Raw genomic sequence first — 20,252 nt, 5'->3', positions numbered from 1 at the left:
TTGTTAGTTAGGTAGTTTATTAAAAAGGCGTATGGACCAACAACCATACGCCTTTTTCTAATATTTATGCTGAAACGGGATTCTTAACAGAACCACCCTCAAATAAACCTTGGATATCGATATCATCTTCATCCTCGTTGTAAGCAGATGCACCGTGTTCAAATACATCCAAACCGCCTTTAGCAAGTTCGCCATGCTCTTCAACACGCAGGTTCCATGGGTTAGGTAATTTGCGGATCAACCACATCATGGCAAAACATACTACAAATGTTGCAGCAACAGTAGTACCGCTACCAATAGCTTGCAGCTTTAAAAGGTTAAAACCACCACCGTAAAATAAACCTGTTACGGGAGCTGAGTTATCGGCACCGGTTGGGCCGGTAAAACCATATTGGCCAGATGCAAACAGACCTAAAGAAAGTGTACCCCAGATACCGCAAAGGCCGTGTACCGGAACTGCACCAACTGGATCGTCGATACGTAAGTATTCTAAGGCATAAGTACCAGCGTAAATTACCAAACCAGCAACACCACCTAATAAGATAGCGCCAAGCGGATCAACCCAGTAACAAGGGCAGGTAATAGCAACCAAACCACCTAATAAGCCGTTAACGGTGAAACCAACATCAAATTTTCCTTTAGTTGGGCCAAACCATAAAGCCAGGTACATAGCAACCATACCGCCCGCACAAGCTGCCAAAGTAGTGTTTGCAGCAACGCGGCCAATACCTTGCATATCCATTGCAGATAAGGTACTACCTGGGTTAAAGCCATACCAGCCAAACCATAATATAAATGCACCAACTGCCGCAATGGTTAAGTTGTGTGCTGGTGGTAAACCACCTTTTTCTTTATCATCACGCAAAAATATACGACCTAAACGTGGGCCTAATACGATAGCACCTGCTAATGATGCAACACCGCCAATGGTGTGTACCACAGTTGAGCCTGCAAAATCAAGGAAGCCCATAGCAGATAAGAAACCGCCTGGTCCCCAGGCCCAGTGACCAATGATTGGATAAATGAAACCAGTGATACCGATACTATATAATATATCGCCACGGAAACTGGTACGGCCAATCATAGCGCCAGATACAATTGTAGAGCAAGTATCAGCAAAGGCATATTGAAATACCCAGTGAGCCAGTACCGGAATACCTGTAGCGAGGTAAGTAGCCGGAGCACCAGATAAGAAGAACCAATGATAACCTATGAAACCGTTACCCTCGCTAAACATAAAGGCATAACCTATAGCCCAGAACAGGATACCGCAAAGGCATGTATCAAAAATACATTCCATTAATACGTTAACAGTTTCTTTTTTGCGGGCGAAGCCAGCCTCCAGCATCACAAAACCTGCCTGCATACCAAATACCAGGAATGCTGCAACCAATGTCCAGATGGTATTGGCTGTGTTAATGAGCGCTGTTTCGTGAGCAGTGTAAGTTTCGGCAGCATGAGCAGGTGTTGCGATCATGCCTGGAAGGATCATCATGGCAGCAATTACGATAAATGTGCCAATAATTTTGCCAAAAAAGATTGCAAGACCGATACGCCAGTTGTTTTTGCCCATTTCAAGCAACGAACTGTAGAATTTACTTTGTCGCGATGTGGATTCCATACATTAATTTGTTTAAATTGTTTAAGAGTGTTTAAAAACCAGTTATTATTTAGTGAAAATTTGAGTTCTTGCTAATTTCATTATGAATAATCCAATCAAACCGTCGCAACTTTGATTGTTTTTATGAAATTAGAAATAAAAAACATCAAAATCATATATTTTTTACCCACAAATGATATTTTTATTAAATCATCAAAAATAAAACCTGTTTATGTTACGTAATTATTAATTTTTCAATAAAATATTTGTTTTAAAACAATTTTAATTCGAAAAATACTGGTTCACCCATATAAAAATTCGAACATTCTGCTAAAAAGGAATAATGTTTTGTACAAAACACTACTAAAAAGATGGAGAAAACCGTCTTTTGATGGAGAGAATTTCAAAAATCAGGCAATTATTTCTTGTTACTATATATATAACTTAACTTTATTTACCTAAGCGACATATTTCAATAATTACGGTTAACTTATTTAGATATATGCACTTAATTGTGTGCATTTGCCTGTAACAATACTTATATATATACATAATAAGCATCAAATCACTGATTATTCGCTAATAAAATAACCCATTTTGATATTTTCACATTTTTAAACTTCTAAAAACATCGACAATTGCGAATTATTCAATTAATACCCCAATTTTATTTACTTTTAAAAAAAATAGATAATAAACTATATTTTTGGTCGTTATTTTTATAAAATTTAACATAAACTGCATAAATTCACACGTTTTAATTAAAATATATTAATCGCTTAACCCTAATTTTATAATTTTAAAAAAGCATGGCAGCTAAACTTGAGTACATTTGGCTTGATGGTTACAAACCAACACAGAGTTTAAGAAGTAAAACTAAAATCGAAGCAGATTTCAGTGGAAAATTGGAAGATTGTCCAAACTGGAGCTTTGATGGTTCTTCAACCGAACAAGCACCAGGCGGTTCATCGGACTGTATCCTGAAACCAGTATTTATTTGTCCAGACCCTCAACGTAAAGAAGGTTACCTGGTAATGTGTGAGGTATTAGATTCGCACGGTAACCCGCATGAGTCAAACGGTCGTGCGCACATCGAGGATGACGATAACGATTTCTGGTTCGGTTTTGAGCAAGAATATTTCTTATGGAACCCTGAAACCAACAAACCACTTGGCTTCCCTGACGGTGGATACCCAGGCCCGCAAGGCCCTTACTACTGTTCAGTTGGCGCAAACAATGCTTTCGGACGTAAAATTGTTGAAGAGCACCTAGACGTATGTTTAGAAGCTGGCTTAAACGTTGAAGGTATCAACGCTGAGGTTGCTGCCGGACAATGGGAATTCCAGATCTTTGCTAAAGGTGCAAAAGAAGCTGGTGACCAAATTTGGGTTGCACGTTATTTATTAGAGCGTATTGGCGAAGAATATAATGTAGCTATCAACTGGCATTGCAAACCGTTAGGTACTTTAGACTGGAACGGTTCTGGCATGCACGCTAACTTCTCTAACACTACCTTACGTACAGCTGGCAGCGAAGATGTTTACAAAAAAATCCTTGAGGCTTTCCGCCCGGTAGTTAAAGAACACATCGAAGTTTATGGTGCTGATAACGATCAGCGTTTAACCGGTAAACACGAAACTGCTTCTATCCACGATTATAGCTATGGTGTATCTGACCGTGGTGCTTCTATCCGCATCCCGCTTTACACCGTACAAAAAGGCTGGAAAGGTTACTTAGAAGATCGTCGCCCTAACTCGGCTGCAGATCCATACAAAGTTGCTGCCCGTATCATCAAAACTGTTAAATCAGCAGGCGTATAATTTTAATACAGCCATCAAATACTCAAACGGCCCGCGGTAAATACCTCGGGCCGTTTTTTTTGAGTCAAGAATCGAGAATCAGTAATCGGGATACACTCCCATTACCAATGATTTGCGCTATCTTGATTCTTGTCCCTCGATTCTTGATTCTATCAACTAAGCCAGCATGACACCCGACTGCGCTACCCTGTCTTGATTCTTGACTCTCGATTCTTGACTCTCTTCCCTAGGCTTCTTCTTTAAAGAAAACTTTGTAGTAATTCATGGCTTTACCATCGTCGAAGCCTTTTTCTATCAGATCTTTATTACCGTGGATATAGATGTGGAAGTTTTTGTCCAGCTTTAATACACTTTTATAAACACGGGCCTGTTTTTTCACAGCCGCATCGTTAATCTCGAAACTATCGGGTATCGGGGTTTCAAATTCGTTTTCGTATTCCTTTTTAAAATTCAGGAAAGACGCCACGCCTTCGTCATTACCGATCACCTCTTCGCCAAACTCCTTCATATCGAAGCTATCCTTCTCTTTAAAATATTTCATAGAGCGGTTTAGCAGGTCAATTTTGTCGGCTTTGCTCATTTCAAACTCATCGTCGAGTTTTTCGGTGACGAAAGTTTTATAAACGCCCATTACATTGGCGGTTTGGTTGTAATTATCGTTACGCACGCGGAGTTTCAGAAACTCATCTTTCCAGTACACGGCCTGCTCGGCGCCGTTAGTTTTGTCGATCACGGCAACCTTGTAACCCTCCTCTTTATCTATATTAAAGATCAAGCAACCTTTATCCAGCTTATTAATGTTGATGGCCTGCTCCTCGTAACTTACGCCGAAACCTTCGTCTTGCGGGTATACTTTCAAATAAGTTTCCTTAGTTTCCGACTTAAAGATCCCAATGGCATCATGCTGCGCCCCTTCTATTTGCACCTGGCTAAAATAAGCCACATACAACTCCCCTGCTTTAATTTTCGGGTGATTGCTTACTTCATACAAGTGCTTAGCCAATTGGCGGCTATTCTCTTGAAACGTTTCCGGATCGTCAAATATGGCGGTTGCAAAATGGTAAACCTCGTTCAGGTTCAAATCATCATTACCATGAAAAAAGCGGTAAACATCCGGCACTTTCTCGTACGGGCTCAGAAAATACTGCATCAGCAAACGGCTCAGCAACTCGTCGTGCAGTTCAACGGGTTGTTCGGATAGTACAAAACGCTCGTCCTGAGCTTTATTACCAATATGATGGATGGCCAGTTTGTTAAGTGTGGCTTCTTGAGAAAATATCATAATTGGTGACGAAGTTAGGGTTAAGTAATGGCAGTGGCAAGTTGTAGTAGCACGTTAGTGCTATTACTCCCTGCTCTCAACTATCAGGCAGAACTTGTTTCGGCAACCCGTGTCGTGAACATTTGAGCAGTAACTCTCCACTCAGTTTCCCGGTTAGAGAGAATCAACGAGAGTTTTTCGATTTGATAAAATCATACAATTCTTCAATTGCATTTTTTAATGGGGGGGAGACTAATAAATCTTCCCATTTATATTCTCTTTCCATTATTCTAGCATGCACAAAATTTGCTAGTCCTTTTTTATAACTATAATTCAATGTTCCCCCACCCGATGGTGCTTCGAATTTTCTAAACCCATTACCTAACTTGAATTTATTTTTAAAATATCTGCCAAGCTTTTGTTTATGGTTTCTAATTGGGAAGCACTTGTCCACGTCCTCAACATTACATTTCACCTCATCAATTAAATAATCTCTTAATATCCTATCAGGTGTCATGTTTTCAATTTCTGGCACCTCAGTTTGAACATACTTAAAATTATTTTTATCTATTTTACTATACCTCTCGTGTTTTTCTCCGTTAAAATCAGAGTCAGCTAATAAGAATACATTTGAATTAATAAAATATGCTTCTATCTTATCGTTTGATATAATAGGAGCTTCTAAATCATTATCCGATCTTTTATATTTTAATTGATTTTCAAAATTGTAATGAATTAAGTTTTTGCCTCCATATTCTATAAATGAAAAGTGCAAACCTTCTTCCGGTCTAAATGCATTAACATTTTGACTATCACAATAGGCATATAGAAAGCATTGTAAATAAAACCTATCGGTTATACCTTCGACCCACACTGTACAATTACTTATCAACACGGATGTATTAAATACGCCCAACGCTTCTAATGTGTTATATTCATTTCCTGTAAAGGATGCAATGTTTGACGATCTTTCATCCCTCCTGCTGAAAACAAAAATTTCGCAATCCGCTGGTCCTAAAAGAGCTTTGGAAAGGATATGATTTGAATGAGTATTTATAAAGAACCTTAATTTCTTCTGACGTATATATTCATTTTCCGAAATCGCTGCCATGAAAATATTTTGAAAGCCTGGATGCAAGTGATTCTCGGGTTCATCAATAAAGAGCCAAGCTCCATCTTCAGCAGTAAATATTGGGAAAAATAAGTTTATAATGCTTTGAATTCCATCTCCAAGATTTTGAATAGATATATCTTCCAACTCGTTAGGTAGACTGACAATAATATTCTGGTCATTTTCCCCTTTAGACTGTTTGGAAACTATTTCTATTTCTTCTGATTGGAAAAAAGTCCTCCCAATAAATTTCTCAAATGCAACAAATGCCTTTCGTGCTGATCCGGGTCCGCTTCTCGCGAACACTATTTTTTCATACAATGTCAGTCCTGTTTCTATACTTAATTTGCTGCTAGGATTAGGAAAATGTTGAGATACGATAGTATCTAAAAAGATATCACTTTTTGTGCCTAGAAGAACTCTCGAAGTTCTTAGCACAGGGATATATATTATGGATTTAAAACAAGACTCAAATTTTATATCTAATAATGTATATAGATAGTCTTTTATCTGTTTTAGTTTATTGCATTTGCTTTCACAGTCGGGAATCCTGTAATATGAAAATTCTACTCCAAGTATATACGATATGCCGAATATATCAGTCGGCGTAAATGTATTTTCAGAAATGCTCACACAATTATTAGAAACAGTTGAATGATAAATCGTATATAATAAGTCAACTGTATAATACATTTGAGCGATCATATCTAACAATTTAGCAAACTGTTCTTCTGTAGCTGTAGCTATTAGGGCTTTATTAATTTGTGTTAAGCTGCTCCTTAATTCGAAAAAATCTACTTGGCTATTTTGACCAAAATATTGCTTTATATATTCAAATCTTTTCAGCGGGTTTGAAACAGAATGAAATTGAAGCTGAATTAATTTTGAAGATAAGATAGGCTCAGCTATATCATCAAATAAAGTTTGGCTGTCATGATAGGCCAAATTTAAATTTTCTGGTCCGTCGATAATTACTTTAAAATCCTGATTTATGATATTTCTTAAAAAACGACTTTTTCTCGTGTTATTTGATCCAATTATTATATTAATATCTTTAATATCTTCTAAAAATATAGCGTCTAATCCGCCTTTGAAGAATTCTTTATTATTGTCAGCAAAAAGGAGATATCTCATTAATAAAGTAATTAATTGGGAACACAGTGATTTATAAAAATAGAACTAAAATTTTAAAATAACTCCCCCTCACCTAAACCTAATGAAGCGGATACAAGCCCCGTGACTAAGATTCGTGTCGTATAAGCTGACACGTGCTGCTTGAAACAGAAAAGCACAGGCATTGCTTCTCGAAAATTCCAATCTTAACAATTCGATACTTTGCCAACCTAATGCTATCCCCAAAATCACTAATAACTGTACAAAAAACACTTTATATACAATAAACATCAATCTTTATTTTAAATTAGCCTTGCCTAATAAACCCAAAATGAAGAAGATAGCTGTTTTATTTTTAGCGTTAACTTTTACACAACTAAGTGCACGCGCACAAACCACCTCGCAACTTCCCCGCATTATCAACAACAATGACCGCCATGCTTTCCTTGTCGACGGCAAACCGTTCTTAATCCTCGGCGGGCAAGCGCATAACTCGAGCGCATGGCCTGCCATGTTGCCAGGCGTATGGGCGGCGGCAAAGCAAATGCATTTAAATACCCTTGAAGTACCGATTTATTGGGAACAAATTGAAGCTCAGCAGGGCAAATTTGATTTTTCGATAGTAGATACGTTGCTAGCCCAAGCCCGTGTAAACAAAGTAAGACTGGTACTGCTCTGGTTTGCCACCTGGAAAAACGGCAGCAACCATTACATACCTGCCTGGATGAAACAAAATGCAGCAAAATATCCGAACATTGAGGGTAAAAACGGCAAACATATCGATTCGCCTTCGCCGCATGTGCAGGCTACTTTAGATGCAGATGTTAACGCTTTTACACAGGTAATGGCTCATCTCAAAAAGGCCGATCCACTGCATACCGTAATTATGGTGCAGGTAGAAAATGAGCCGGGAAGCTGGGATACAATCCGTGATTATTCGGTCGTAGGGCAAAAGCTATTTGAAGGGCAAGTACCTGCCGAACTGTTAAAGGCCGACATCCTTAAAGCCCTTAATGTAAAGGTTGTTACAGATGGAGCATGGAAGGATGTTTTTGGCGATCGTGCCGATGAGTACTTTCAGGCCTGGTCAATAGCCCGCTACATTGGTAAAGTTGCTGCGGCTGGTAAGGCTGTATACCCATTACCTTTATATGTTAACGCAGCCCTGCGCGACCCCCTCACTAACCCTATGGCCAACAGCTACGAAAGCGGCGGGCCGACCGACAATGTGATCCCAATTTGGAAAGCCGCAGCACCCGCCATCGATCTGCTCGCTCCTGACATTTACCTTTCGGGCAGCGAACGCATACTCAAAGTAATAGACCTTTACGACAGACCGGATAATGCCCTGTTTGTACCCGAAGCAGGTTTTAATAAAGATAATGCCAAATACATGTACGAAGTTATTGCCCGCGGTGGCATCGGGTTTTCACCATTCGGCATAGACCGTATTGATGACGACCTGACTTCGCCCGAAAGCAAAGAGCGCTATTTCCCTTATGCACAAACCTACGCTACGATGGCGCCAATGATACCACAACTCGCACAATGGGGCTCTGAAGGGAAAATCCAAGCCGTTGTTGAGCGCGAAGACCACGCCGAACAGACTATCCACCTGGGTAATTGGGATGCTACCGTAACATTCGGTTCGGGCCGTGGCGGCACAACGCCCAATACCGAAGCCAAAGGTAAAGCCATGATTGTTAAACTGGGTGATAACAAGTTTGTAATCCTGGGCACGCACAGCCACATTAGCTTCGCACCCGCCGGATCCAATGCAGGCAAGGCATGGCAATATCTAAAGGTTGAAGAAGGCAGGTATCAAAATGGGGTATTTAAACCCATCCGCATCCTAAACGGTGACGAAACCGACTGGAAAGGCCCCAACTTCGGCGATGCTACAACCGTTTTGCAATGCACTGTTATAGCGAGATAGACATCTTGACCATAGACGATGGACCATGGTCAATCGACTAATGACTAATGACTAAATAGCCGGCGGTTGTAATTTGCCTTCGTGATAGGCATCTATTTGCGCGCCAACAGAATCAATATATTCTTTAGGGACATCATGGGTTGTTGGCCCACCTGAGTAATGCCAACCGTCTTCTGCTTTTTTGAGGTTGAAATAAATGTCGTCGGCTGTGTTTTTATTTACAAACAGATATTCGTCGCCATTCATGGTAACCGGTCCGGCAAGTGTGGCTCCATCCAGGGCATCGATATAAGCGTTAAATAAGTGAGTGGGCATACTGTTGGTATTGGTAATATATACAATAAGGCAATTACCCTTTAAAGGTTTTAGGTAAATGAAATTAAGCCTTCAAATAAGCTAAGACGCTTCTTTTTCTTCGCTCATTAAATATTCAGGCCTTTTTAAAACTACAGTTCTATTCGTAAAATCGAGAATAAGAATTGCGAATGCCACTTCGATAATAGCCATAATCATAGCGTAAATATTTACATTGCTAAACCTATTATTGTAGTCGCTCAACCCTCCCCATATAGCCCAGCCATATGCAGCAATTGTTAAAACGCAATATAACTTAATCATTGGCTTGGTATACTTCCCCCTATCAAAAATAAAGACTAATAAAATGACCTGAAAAATTATTGAGAATATGTTGGTAAAGCTGTGTCGTACAACGGCGTTATAAATGTCCTGGCATAAAATCTGCCCTATATAAAGTATGAGCGATTGAAAAAATTTCTCATTGATAAATACAGCTCGCTCTCGATAAATGGTCATTATTATAATTGTGATGATACAATTATAATGCTTTTGCGTAAATAATAATAAACCCTCGGCATCAAATAAAAAAGGCCGCTCCTTTTCAGGAAACGGCCCGTTCTTGTGTTTAATCAGTAAGTTAATAGGTGGTCATATTGTACATCTCAATCTGTGGCCGGTATTGCTGCTGCCGCCATACCAGTGGTTGGTGCCTACAAAGTAATTATAGTTGTTCCAGTAGTGGCCATTGTTATTGGTGAGGGTAAATTTGTACGTACCATCAACGTAAAAATCAACCTTATGTACGTTGCCACTTTGTGCCTGTACTTTAAAAGTATGATAACCATTATCGCCCACAGAAATTACCTGGGTAATGTAGCTGCCACCACCTTGCAGGTAACCCTTTAAAGCATTATCATTCAGCGTTTTTACAAAACCCATTTCGTTACCATTCCATTGGGTTACGTTGTCGCACAAAAATACCGCTTGTTCACTAGCCGAACTGCTTGCACTGGTGCCACCTTTAAAGCAGCCATTAAACTGGAAACCGGTTGAATTTTGTCCGGAGCTTTGTTGTGCTGCATCAATGTCAGAACTGCAGTTACCCACAGGCACACAGATACCATTTGTACCAGAAATTAAATAAGGTGTGCCATTGCAAGTACCCACAAATTAAATGCACTTTGTGGCACTGCTGCACGTGGCACAGTGGCCGGAGGCGCATCTGCCGATGCTGCCTTGTTAGCGTCTTTTTTACAGCTTAAGCAAAAAGTTAAGCCCAGCATCATTGCGCCAAGCGTAAATTGGTTAGAAATCTTTCTCATCCTATTGAAATAATTGGTTTATAGTTAGACAGTTATACGCCGGCAACTTTCCTAAAGTTTCATTCCGCATTACTGTCCAAAACGGTATTCGTCAATTAAGGAAACACGTTATGAACTCCCATCTAAAAAGATCTTTCAATGTTTAATTCTGTCGCGCGGTTCTGAATTCGACGGCTTTGGTTCTAACATACTGAATCAGTTCATAGTCTGTAGCTTTGCGTAACCAGTCGGCAGTGGGGAAATACTTGTCGGTAAAGGTTTGGAGTGAATCGCCTTGCAAATTGGTAACATGGCTGATCATATTCTTATTATATCGCGATTGAATATAGTTGGCCTGCTCATCCTTCAACAAAGTCTTTTGCAGCTTTGTGACATGATTGCTGTTGCGGGTAAGATAGCCTAGTACTTGCAGTAAATCTATACTTACCCAGGCGAAGGGCACGTTTTGCGGAGGCGGTACAAACACATCCGTAATGCGGGGTGCATGATGGTTAAACACTTGGGCAAAGGCCAGGCGGTTGTTAATAGAATCCTGGCGGCGGTTGCGGCTGGCTGTAATGTTTACCTGGTTAAGTACGATAGAAATACGTTGCAACGAAACGATGTTGCCATCGGTCATGGCTTGTTTTACAGGTAAAATATAATGCTTATAGCCGAGGGCTATCATTTTGATGGTATCGCCCAATCCCGAAGTTTTAATTTCAAACTCGCCATTTTCGTTAGTGTTGCGCCGATCTACACTACTCACCAACATTACTCCTGGTATAGGCTGGCGGGTAACCAGGTCCACAACTTTTCCGCTGATGAGTTGCGCTTTGGCTCCAAAACAGCTTATAATTAAAGGTAATAAGATAAGGCATTTATGTATCGGCATGGCTTGGATGCGCAAAACATTTGCACTGCGCACGCTAAATGTAGCCATCGACGCCTTACCCTCATTAGCCTTTAACAAAGTTTAACGCGGGCTTTAACAAAGTTTAACAGATGCTAATTAGCTGGCCCGCTCACGAGGAACTTCTGTAACCAACAAAACGCCTAAGCCAATAATCATGCAAGTAAACGACATGATATACAATGTAGCGTGGCTAGAAAAGGCGCTTACCTCAGCATTTCTGTTCAGGTTTAAAACATAGTTGAACAACCAAACGCCAAGGCCCATCGCAAACAGGCTGCAAAACACGCCGGTAAAAAGTTCGATCTTAATCCTTTTCATGTTCTTCTCTTTTAAGTTTCTATTAAATTAACTTAAATCGAACTCGTTACATCTAGCACGCCCGAATACAGGACTAAAAAACATTGAATTATCGTATTAATTACGAACGCTTAACCTTCTGTTAATTTACTGATATATAAGACCTTTGGCGAACCAACCCTGATACCAAAACGACTTAAGAATTAAACCGTTAGTATTTATCTATAACTTTATATCCATTCAGTTACCCAACTGATCCCCTCGGTGTATAAATAATAATGCAGGCACCCAGCAATGCCACGGCGGCACCGATAATATCATATTTATCGGGCCGGAAACCGTCTATCTTCCAGGCCCAAAGCAGCGCCAGTACAATAAATATCCCCCCGTAAGCTGCATATACCCGGCCGAAGCTGGCAGTTTGCCAGGTTGCTACCACACCGTATAACGCAAGGATTAAACCTCCTACAATAGCGTACCATAAAGGCTTACCCTCTTTAAGCCATAGCCATATGAGGTATCCGCCACCAATTTCGCATAGACCGGCCAATATAAAAATGAGGAAAGATCGTATCCAGATCATAAGTTTTTTGTTGAGATTAAATATAGCCAAAAAGCCCCGTTTCTTTCCAAAAACCGTGTTTTCAGATTTCCGCGGTATATGATTACGGCCTGTTCGTCGGCACATATATGCTCTTTATCGATACTTCACCATACTCTCATACTGTAAGTTGAGTTTTAACGTCAATGTAACGGTTTTTAAAAGGCATGCGCCCGTAAAGCCTCAACATAAAACTTACACTAACTGATCTGGATGAAAAGACTTTCCGTACCCCTGTTACTATTTCTAACTATTGCCTGTACCCACGCGCAGGCACAACAGACACAAAAAATTCTCAAAAAATCTATTGTCGATCATTTTTTCTCCTGTCCGTTAGACGAAATGCTCGATACCCTGTCGCTCCAATACAAGGTGCGTTTCATTTTCGAACGTGAGCCGATACACGGCATGGATGTGGTAGAACACTTTTTTAACGAACCATTGATAGACGCGTTGAAACTGGTATGTAAGCAAAACGACCTTCAGTATTGGATCGAAAACGACGGCACTATTTATATTCTGCAACAACCCGATGATCTGGACAGGCTAAAGCAATTGAACGCCATGAATAAAAGCCTGTCGGCAGTTAAACCCAAAATGCTCGAACCACCCAAAGGCCCTCCTACTCGTTTTATGTTTTCGATATCGGGCCGCGTCGTTGACCAGAACACGGGCGAAGCTTTACCCGGAGCCATTGTTTCGGTACGCAATAGCGATGTAAACACGGCTACCAACACCAGTGGTAACTTTACCCTGCTTAACGTACCTGCCGATACCTGCGTGCTGGAAGTATCGTACATGGGTTATCAGCCCGATAAATTCAGGCTTGACGACGAAAAGATCAAAGGCTCGATGGTGCTGCCGCTGTTCCCTTCCATGAACGCATTGAACGAGGTTGTAATTACCGATAAAAAACACGGCGTTATTAATACCGACAGCAAAAAGGTTAGTGTACTACAATTAACACCCGCCGCACTGGATAAACTACCAAATATTGGCGAACGCGACATTTTGCGTTCATTTCAATTAATGCCGGGTGTTAGCGGTACTAACGAATCATCGTCAGGAGCCTACGTTCGTGGTGGTACACCCGATCAGAATTTGGTGACCTTCGACGGTTTTACCGTTTATCAGGTAGACCACTTATATGGTTTCTATAGTGCCTTTAACCCCAACGCCGTGCGCGATGTAGAAATGTACAAAGGAGGCTTCTCCTCTAAATATGGCGGCAGGTTGTCGGCGGTAACAGAGATTCGTGGTAAAGACGGCAACAAGAACGAAACCAACTTCGGCGGCGACTTGAGTTTGCTAAGTATCAATCTTTATGGTGAAACACCATTGAATAAAAACTCATCGTTTCTGGTGGCATTTCGTCGCTCGTATCAGGGGCCTTTGTATGATAAGATCTTTGGTCAATTTAACAAGAGCACTACAACAACTGGTCCGGGTGGTGGTGGACCGGGCGGCGGTCGCGGTTTTATGAACCAAACTACGCCATCGTCCTACTTCTATGATTTTAACGCCAAGTATACCTATTCACCTTCGGATAAAAACACCTTCAGCTGGACTTATTACTCGGGTACAGACCATTTGGATAATAGCCGGGATTTGAATTTTCCATCATTTGTAAGCAGCTATAGCAGCGATTTAAAAGTTAATGACTACACCAAATCTGGCAATATCGGTACTAGTGGCAAATGGGTGAGCACCTGGGGCAAAAAGTTGTTCTCTAATACAGTTATCAGCTACTCGCAATTTAACAGCGACCGCGACCGTGGTACAACCGGTACGGTGACCGACAGCGGCACTACCACCAACATTAACAACGGCACATATGAGTATAACCGCTTAAAAGACCTCAGCCTAAAATCGGACTGGGAATGGCAGGCCGGTTCTAAGTATAAAGTATTATTTGGTGGTTATGGATCTTATCTTGATATCAAGTACCGGTACACCCAAAACGATACCACTTCGCTTATTAACCAGCACAATAACGGAGCGATTACAGGGGGCTACACCGAGTTGCAATATGATCCTAACAGCGATCTTCATATTCAACCAGGTATACGCGAAACTTATTATTCGCCAACCGGTAAAATATACACTGAGCCCCGGCTCTCGGCAACCTACCATTTTACAGATCGCTTTAATCTGAAGATGGCCACAGGGCGTTTCTACCAGTTTACCAATCGCGTAACCCGTGAAGACATCCTAAATGGAGATCGCAATTTTTGGGTGTTGGCAGATAAAAATAATATGCCTGTAAGCAGTGCCAATCATTACATCGCCGGTTTTAATTACGAAACCAAAGATTTTTTAATTGACATAGAAGGTTACTACAAACAATTGAATGGCCTAACAGAATACTCCATTCGCCAGCAAGGTGGTGGGCCATTTAATGCCAGCACCACATCTACCATTACCGAGAACTATTACACAGGCAACGGTTGGGCAAAAGGTATCGAAGTTTTACTGCAGAAAAAGGTTGGTGTTTATACCGGTTGGATTGCTTACACGCTGGCGCAATCTAAAAGCAAGTTCGCCGCTTATGGCAACGATTATTTCCCATCTGATCAGGACGTGCGCAACGAGTTTAAGTGGATAAACATGTATCACCTGCAACGCTGGAGTTTTGCCGCCACCTGGATCTTCAGCACCGGGCACCCTTATACTGCCCCGCTTGGCAGTTACACTATTAACACGGTTGATGGCAACAAGGTTACTTACCTTACCATCAGTGATAAAAACGCTGAGCGCTTACCAGCCTACCATCGCCTCGACCTATCCGCCACTTACGACTTGCTGAAGGTTGACGGACGCAAAATAGGCAGTATAGGTTTCAGCTTATTTAATGCTTACAACCACATTAACACCTGGTACAAAGAGTACACCATACAGAACAATCAGGTGGTAACCTCAAACGTAAATTACCTCGGCCTAACCCCTAACATTACCCTAAGCTTAAGATGGAAATAAAAATAAAACACCTGTTTTTCTGCCTCCTATTTGGTATGCTGGCATTTGCATCCTGCCAGAAAAACTCCGCAGATATATCGATACCCAATAAACCGGTTGTGGTTGGCTATCTAATACCTGGCCAACCTATTAGTGTAAAAGTATACCAGCAAAAAGCGCTCGATGATACGGCAACCTATGGGGCTGTCATAACTGGCCTCAGTTTGAAACTGTCGGACGGGTCACAAACCGTTACACTTACCGAGAGCGCAAAAGGTACGTATACCTACAGCGACGCCTTTTTAACTACCGGCAAAACGTACACTCTACAATTTACCTATCAAAACGCTCTGGTTTCGGCACAAACTGTCTTGCCTGCCAAACCTGTTAATTATACCGCAACCAAAACGCTTATTAACCTGCCAACGGGTACAGGATCGCCTAATAGTGTAGATTCTGTAGCCGATACCTTCCGCTGGAACAACCCGGACTCGTTATATCATGTTTTGGTGTTTAAAAATGATGAGACAGCCCCCTTCCAGGTAAGCGGACGTGGCACGCCGTTGGTAAACTTTACCGTTAACGTAAACAAGACTTCGGAGTATCAAATCTATTACCGTTCATTTAATTACATAGGCACCTACCGGGCAATATTATACGGTGTAAATAAAGAATACATTGATCTGCTTAATGCACAGTCGGGATCATCATCGCAGAACCTCACTAACATCCCAACCAACGTAAACAACGGATTAGGAATTTTTACCGCCATGCAAGCCGATACTATAAAGCTTACGCTAACACAATATTAATAAACAATCCCCCTGCTTAAATGAAGAAAGCCCCCAATTATTGGGGGCTTTTCTGTTTATGAATTAAAGTGTCCACGCTTCAACCTGCGGAGTTCTGTCTTAGCTCTTAATTCTTAATTCTTTTCAATCCTTCTCCACCAATTTCATTCCGCACTTGGGGCATACACCTGGTTTTTCTTCACAAACCGAGGTGTCCATTACGCAGGTATATTTACATTTAACGGCAGCCTGTTTCGGGTTACCGGGTGTAGCTTTCTTAGTTGGTTGTGAGCATGCCGAGAAAGCAAACACCACCATTATGATTATCAATTTTTTCATAATTATTTATTTTTAATAAAGGCTGCAAAGCCAAATAACGATGCCACCAGTATTCCTAATGCAGCCAGCATAGTAACAATGTCGCGGATATCTTTGCCGGCCCAGGTCATGCCGAAGTATTTGTGCAGGAAGATAAACGAAAGGCCCTCGGCCCTGTCAATCCCGGCAGTTTTGGTTGATAGCTTGGCCGTCGCAGTTTCTATATACCAGTTCTCGCTTTTAAAGCTTACCTGCTCAACCGGCAAACGCTTATTGTTAAAACCGTAGTCGTTGTTAAATTGCTTAATGAGGGTTATGGAATCTGGTGTCTGAGTTCCGAGGTTCGAGACCGGGGCTCCGCTCTCTGACTTCCCGCCCTTATCGTCGGTTATTCGATAATAATTAGCCAGATAAGTTGCCAACTGTTGATCGCCATTCTTAAGCTCTTCGCCGCTTTGGGTATCGAAATAGGCCATTTGCTTGCTCTTCTCCAATACCTGGTAGTAAACCCGGTTATTGAATTTAACAACTGAGACTTTTTTGATTAGGCTATCGGCAACAGGCAAGTTAAGATTAGATTGGATGAGCAGATCTCGGTTAATTACCTGCTCAAAGGGTTTACCTTCGGCCTTCATATTATGCAGTTTTACTAACAGGTGAAAGGCTGCGCTTATCACAAACGTAAGCATAACAAAAGACACAATCAGCCCCAGCTGGCGGTGAAAACGATGCACAAAGCGCCTATCTTCCCCTCCTTTTGCTTTACGCTTTTGACTGATTTCTTTAAACCGGTTCCAAAATAATCCATAAACGATAACACCAGTCAGTAACGAAATAAATAGCAAACCAATTACACAAACCAATACAACTATTCGGGCTTTTTCGCCCGCGGCATCGCCCAAAAATTGCCAGGTATGAAACTCTTCGAACAAGCCGAGCATTACTTTCCGGGTATTGTTATTGAAAGTTCCTAAACGGCTTTGCCCTGTTTCTACATAAATGGTCATAGCATCGGGGCGGTTCAATTGCACTTTCCATACCGGCAACAGGTGATTTATGGGCTGATATTCGCTGTCGAATTTAGTTTGCAGTGTGATACGTTTTACAGGCGAAACAGAATCCTGCGTAAAATAGCGGGTTAAGTAGACTGCGTAAGCCTCATCACCTTTAGCGAGTAACTTACCATCTGTTGCTGAATAATATTGGTATGTACTGTCGGTTAACAACACCTGGTACCAGGTGTTGTTATTAAAATTAACCAGACTAAAATTGCGAATTTGTGTCAAATGGTTCTGATCCAGCACTTGCTGAACAGTCAATTCCGGCTGCATTTTATCCTGAGAAAGCGGTTTAAATACCTCCTGCGGAATAAACGGGCGAAACCAATTAGACATAAATGGGTGTGAAAGTCCGCTCAACGTCCAGCAGATTACTGGTACGAGCGCAATCAACCCCACAATACGATGCAGTTGATAAAAGTTTCGGCGCAGTTTATTTTTTAACGAGCTTTCCATCATTTAATATTTTGAAAATGAGTAACTGATACCCAAAGTATAGGTGCGCGGTGGCGCAGCATTATAGGTATCGCCGTATTGGTTACTGGTTACCGTTGTTGCGTAAAGCTTGTTGGTAAGATTTAATACGTTAAACCAAATGCCCAATCCCTTCAAACCCGTTTGCTTACACTCATAGCCAAAACGCAGGTTATAAATATCATAACCGCTGTAAGTTTTGGTATTGGCCGGGTCAGTGAAATAATGATTGATATGCTGCCACTCCGGGGTTATCCTGAAACCGGGTAAGTAGTGCGGCTTATAAGTAAGCTCGCTGTTTGCAATCCATGCCGGGGCATTGCTCATGCGGTTACCATCGTACACCAGGCTATAGCTCTGGCCGGTGGTGTAATTAGTACGCACTTCGCTATAATTAACATAGGTATGGCGGGCATTAGTACCGCTGAAACGGAAGGTAAGATCCTGCACCGGTGCGTAAGTTACCGAATACTCTACCCCACGATGGCGCGTTGCACCTGCGTTCTGGTTTTGGGTAGTATTATCGGGCAAAAGTTGACTAATGATCTCGTTATGCCCTTCCAAATCGAACAGGCTTAGTTCGAAGTACATTTTTTTGTCAAGTGCCGAGAACCATCCCCCTAATTCATAGTTATCAAACGTCGCTTGTTTCAAAGGCGTTAGCTGGCGCGAACTGTATAAGTCGCCGGTCTCTGGCGGTTGAAAACCTACGCTAAAGTTTCCGTAGAAGCCCTTGTTGGCACCCAGATTATAAGTAAAGCCCAGCTTTGGCGCAACAATGTTAAAGTTGTTGCTTTCCTGCTGCTTGTATTTGGTATTAGATGGCGGCAGGCCATTATCAAAATCATAATGCACCCTATCGTAACGCAAGCCGGCCACAATACGCAAAGCTTCAAAAGGCTTTATTTCGTATTGCGCATAAGCAGCTGTATTGAATAACTTAATACGATAGTCGTCAATATAAACACCTGTATTAGTAAAGCCCGTATAGTAGTTATTAACCTGATCTTTCTGAATATTCAGGTATTGAGCATAGTATGAACTCGGGCTGTCATCCATATAAGCGCCTACTATAATGCGCGAATGCAGAAAATCAAAGTCGGTACGATGCTGTGCAAGCAAGCCATAGCTGCGGAATTTTTGATCATTTACCTGTCCGTTAGAGCTTACATACTGGCCGCTGCTATTACGTACATCGGCTATGTAATAACTTGGTAACTGTGCTGTTGAATTATCGCGAAAAAAGGCCGTAACAAACGTATTGCTCTTCTCGCTCCAGCTATGGTCTAAGCGAACATTAGCTCTGAACGCCTCTACCTTTCTGTAGGTAAAACGCTGGTTGCTACCATAGCTGCGGTTATAGAAATGGGCGCTATCCAAGCTTCCCGGCGTCTGGGTATTAAGGTAATTGTAAGATGCAGCCGCTGTCAACTTGGTATTGTTATCGAAATCGTAAGTGGTTTTTATGTTGGCTGAGTACTTATCAAAATCTGAATAGTCTTGCCAGCTATCTTTCTGGTGAGCGACGTAACCGCCTGCGTAAAAGCCAAACTTACCCGATGTAAAACCTCCATCGGCATCAATCCGGCGGTAATTATAATTATCGCCCTGGATCGAAATATTGCCAGCATAACCCGAAGGCGGGCCCTGCGTTATGAAGTTAATAGCTCCGCCTACAGAGTTGCTACCGTATAATGATGATGCCGGCCCTTTGATAACCTCTATATCTTTCACTCCCGACATGTTGATCTCGTACAACGAATTATGGTTAAAAATACCGGTTGGACGTATAGGCAGCCCGTCTTCCATATACAGATACAGTGCGTTATATGTTATCGGTTGGCGGATGGCCATGGTGTGTTGTTCGTTGCCTAAATTAACCATATATACACCCGGCACTTTGTTTAACAACTGGTAAAGCGCGGTGGCTTTGGTATCTTGTATCTGTACAGAATTAATTTTGCTAATGGCGATCGGTGCATCCTGACGCGCTTGCTTTTCGCGACTGGCGGTTACCACAACAGGCTGCAAATCTAAAGATGACGGCTGCAGCATAATCTGCATCTTATCATGCGGATTAATGATCTGCGTCACATAACCTATCATGCTTACTTTAAGCGGGCGACTGGCGCTTAATGCAAAGCGGCCTTTACTATCCGTAACCGCTATGTTTAAGCGAACGTTTGCGGAGGTATCGTTAATGCAAACGGCTACGCCGGGCAGGGCTTCGTGCGTAATGGCGTCTACTACGGTGCCATTAATATGTTGACTAAATGCCGTGTTTATAAGCCCTATAAAAAATATAAAAATAAGGTAATAACGTTTCATTATTAATAGATGAGGTGCTCTATCCGATTGATGGATACAGTACCAGTTGGTAAAATACAGATCGGCCCAAACCAC

17 protein-coding genes are annotated in these 20,252 nt (G+C 41.6%); 4 read left to right on the top strand and 13 right to left on the bottom strand.

Annotated features, from left to right (window positions below):
• Positions 1-64 precede the first annotated feature (64 nt).
• The gene (locus GSY63_RS11320; protein ID WP_166585914.1) at positions 65-1,621 is read right to left on the bottom strand and encodes an ammonium transporter; all 1,557 of its coding nucleotides are present in this window, start codon (positions 1,619-1,621) and stop codon (positions 65-67) included.
• Positions 1,622-2,409: 788 nt separating this feature from the next.
• Between GSY63_RS11320 and GSY63_RS11315 the strand changes: the two genes are divergently transcribed.
• Positions 2,410-3,420, top strand: coding sequence for a glutamine synthetase beta-grasp domain-containing protein (locus tag GSY63_RS11315; protein ID WP_166585913.1), 1,011 nt, complete (start codon positions 2,410-2,412; stop codon positions 3,418-3,420).
• Between the two features lie 226 nt (positions 3,421-3,646).
• On the opposite strand, the gene GSY63_RS11310 is transcribed toward GSY63_RS11315, so the two are convergent.
• Both GSY63_RS11310 and GSY63_RS11305 read right to left on the bottom strand, forming a co-directional pair.
• Positions 3,647-4,702: a nucleoid-associated protein gene (locus GSY63_RS11310; RefSeq protein WP_166585912.1), complete on the bottom strand. Its 1,056-nt coding sequence runs from the start codon at positions 4,700-4,702 to the stop codon at positions 3,647-3,649.
• 163 nt (positions 4,703-4,865) lie between these two features.
• On the bottom strand, positions 4,866-6,926 hold the full coding sequence (locus tag GSY63_RS11305; RefSeq protein ID WP_166585911.1) for an AAA family ATPase: 2,061 nt from the start codon (positions 6,924-6,926) through the stop codon (positions 4,866-4,868).
• A gap of 310 nt (positions 6,927-7,236) precedes the next feature.
• Here GSY63_RS11305 and GSY63_RS11300 point away from each other — a divergent pair, with 310 nt between their 5' ends.
• Positions 7,237-8,841: a GH35 family beta-galactosidase gene (locus GSY63_RS11300; RefSeq protein ID WP_166585910.1), complete on the top strand. Its 1,605-nt coding sequence runs from the start codon at positions 7,237-7,239 to the stop codon at positions 8,839-8,841.
• 51 nt (positions 8,842-8,892) lie between these two features.
• On the opposite strand, the gene GSY63_RS11295 is transcribed toward GSY63_RS11300, so the two are convergent.
• The 7 genes from GSY63_RS11295 to GSY63_RS11265 all read right to left on the bottom strand — a co-directional run bounded on the left by GSY63_RS11295 (position 8,893) and on the right by GSY63_RS11265 (position 12,235).
• Positions 8,893-9,156 (bottom strand): hypothetical protein, encoded by a 264-nt coding sequence (locus GSY63_RS11295; protein ID WP_166585909.1) that lies wholly within the window; start codon positions 9,154-9,156, stop codon positions 8,893-8,895.
• Between the two features lie 81 nt (positions 9,157-9,237).
• A complete protein-coding gene (locus GSY63_RS11290; RefSeq protein ID WP_166585908.1) occupies positions 9,238-9,654 on the bottom strand; it encodes a hypothetical protein in 417 nt (138 codons plus the stop codon).
• 132 nt (positions 9,655-9,786) lie between these two features.
• Entirely contained in the window at positions 9,787-10,305 is a 519-nt protein-coding gene (locus GSY63_RS11285; protein WP_166585907.1) for a hypothetical protein, read from the bottom strand.
• Positions 10,275-10,460, bottom strand: coding sequence for a hypothetical protein (locus GSY63_RS11280; protein WP_166585906.1), 186 nt, complete (start codon positions 10,458-10,460; stop codon positions 10,275-10,277). Before GSY63_RS11280 ends, GSY63_RS11285 begins: the two co-directional genes overlap by 31 nt.
• A gap of 142 nt (positions 10,461-10,602) precedes the next feature.
• On the bottom strand, positions 10,603-11,412 hold the full coding sequence (locus GSY63_RS11275; protein WP_166585905.1) for a carboxypeptidase-like regulatory domain-containing protein: 810 nt from the start codon (positions 11,410-11,412) through the stop codon (positions 10,603-10,605).
• A 39-nt stretch (positions 11,413-11,451) separates the two neighbouring features.
• Positions 11,452-11,673, bottom strand: coding sequence for a hypothetical protein (locus tag GSY63_RS11270; RefSeq protein ID WP_166585904.1), 222 nt, complete (start codon positions 11,671-11,673; stop codon positions 11,452-11,454).
• A gap of 223 nt (positions 11,674-11,896) precedes the next feature.
• Positions 11,897-12,235 carry a YnfA family protein gene (locus tag GSY63_RS11265; protein ID WP_166585903.1) on the bottom strand — a complete coding sequence of 113 codons (339 nt, stop codon included), beginning with the start codon at positions 12,233-12,235 and terminating at the stop codon, positions 11,897-11,899.
• 231 nt (positions 12,236-12,466) lie between these two features.
• Between GSY63_RS11265 and GSY63_RS11260 the strand changes: the two genes are divergently transcribed.
• Positions 12,467-15,229 carry a TonB-dependent receptor gene (locus GSY63_RS11260; RefSeq protein WP_166585902.1) on the top strand — a complete coding sequence of 921 codons (2,763 nt, stop codon included), beginning with the start codon at positions 12,467-12,469 and terminating at the stop codon, positions 15,227-15,229.
• On the top strand, positions 15,220-16,020 hold the full coding sequence (locus tag GSY63_RS11255; protein ID WP_166585901.1) for a DUF4249 family protein: 801 nt from the start codon (positions 15,220-15,222) through the stop codon (positions 16,018-16,020). Before GSY63_RS11260 ends, GSY63_RS11255 begins: the two co-directional genes overlap by 10 nt.
• A gap of 123 nt (positions 16,021-16,143) precedes the next feature.
• On the opposite strand, the gene GSY63_RS11250 is transcribed toward GSY63_RS11255, so the two are convergent.
• From GSY63_RS11250 to GSY63_RS11240, 3 genes are all read right to left on the bottom strand, one after another.
• On the bottom strand, positions 16,144-16,338 hold the full coding sequence (locus GSY63_RS11250) for a heavy metal-binding domain-containing protein (RefSeq protein WP_166585900.1): 195 nt from the start codon (positions 16,336-16,338) through the stop codon (positions 16,144-16,146).
• Between the two features lie 2 nt (positions 16,339-16,340).
• The gene (locus tag GSY63_RS11245) at positions 16,341-17,711 is read right to left on the bottom strand and encodes a PepSY-associated TM helix domain-containing protein (protein ID WP_166585899.1); all 1,371 of its coding nucleotides are present in this window, start codon (positions 17,709-17,711) and stop codon (positions 16,341-16,343) included.
• Positions 17,712-17,834: 123 nt separating this feature from the next.
• Positions 17,835-20,177, bottom strand: coding sequence for a TonB-dependent receptor (locus GSY63_RS11240; RefSeq protein WP_166585898.1), 2,343 nt, complete (start codon positions 20,175-20,177; stop codon positions 17,835-17,837).
• Positions 20,178-20,252: the final 75 nt, after the last annotated feature.

Source organism: Mucilaginibacter agri, from assembly GCF_009928685.1.
In the GTDB taxonomy this organism is placed as follows: domain Bacteria; phylum Bacteroidota; class Bacteroidia; order Sphingobacteriales; family Sphingobacteriaceae; genus Mucilaginibacter; species Mucilaginibacter agri.
The sequence above is the reverse complement of the archived record's forward strand: the minus strand, read 5'-3'. Positions and strand labels throughout refer to the sequence as shown.

Excerpts from the sequence above, each read along its gene's own strand:
- GSY63_RS11265 (WP_166585903.1), bottom strand. The coding sequence starts at position 12,235 with ATGATCTGGATACGATCTTTCCTCATTTTTATATTGGCCGGTCTATGC.
- GSY63_RS11245 (WP_166585899.1), bottom strand. The coding sequence starts at position 17,711 with ATGTCTAATTGGTTTCGCCCGTTTATTCCGCAGGAGGTATTTAAACCG.
- GSY63_RS11320 (WP_166585914.1), bottom strand. The coding sequence starts at position 1,621 with ATGGAATCCACATCGCGACAAAGTAAATTCTACAGTTCGTTGCTTGAA.
- GSY63_RS11290 (WP_166585908.1), bottom strand. The coding sequence starts at position 9,654 with ATGACCATTTATCGAGAGCGAGCTGTATTTATCAATGAGAAATTTTTT.
- GSY63_RS11280 (WP_166585906.1), bottom strand. The coding sequence starts at position 10,460 with ATGAGAAAGATTTCTAACCAATTTACGCTTGGCGCAATGATGCTGGGC.
- GSY63_RS11240 (WP_166585898.1), bottom strand. The coding sequence starts at position 20,177 with ATGAAACGTTATTACCTTATTTTTATATTTTTTATAGGGCTTATAAAC.
- GSY63_RS11300 (WP_166585910.1), top strand. The coding sequence starts at position 7,237 with ATGAAGAAGATAGCTGTTTTATTTTTAGCGTTAACTTTTACACAACTA.
- GSY63_RS11305 (WP_166585911.1), bottom strand. The coding sequence starts at position 6,926 with ATGAGATATCTCCTTTTTGCTGACAATAATAAAGAATTCTTCAAAGGC.
- GSY63_RS11295 (WP_166585909.1), bottom strand. The coding sequence starts at position 9,156 with ATGCCCACTCACTTATTTAACGCTTATATCGATGCCCTGGATGGAGCC.
- GSY63_RS11270 (WP_166585904.1), bottom strand. The coding sequence starts at position 11,673 with ATGAAAAGGATTAAGATCGAACTTTTTACCGGCGTGTTTTGCAGCCTG.
- GSY63_RS11310 (WP_166585912.1), bottom strand. The coding sequence starts at position 4,702 with ATGATATTTTCTCAAGAAGCCACACTTAACAAACTGGCCATCCATCAT.
- GSY63_RS11250 (WP_166585900.1), bottom strand. The coding sequence starts at position 16,338 with ATGAAAAAATTGATAATCATAATGGTGGTGTTTGCTTTCTCGGCATGC.
- GSY63_RS11260 (WP_166585902.1), top strand. The coding sequence starts at position 12,467 with ATGAAAAGACTTTCCGTACCCCTGTTACTATTTCTAACTATTGCCTGT.
- GSY63_RS11315 (WP_166585913.1), top strand. The coding sequence starts at position 2,410 with ATGGCAGCTAAACTTGAGTACATTTGGCTTGATGGTTACAAACCAACA.
- GSY63_RS11255 (WP_166585901.1), top strand. The coding sequence starts at position 15,220 with ATGGAAATAAAAATAAAACACCTGTTTTTCTGCCTCCTATTTGGTATG.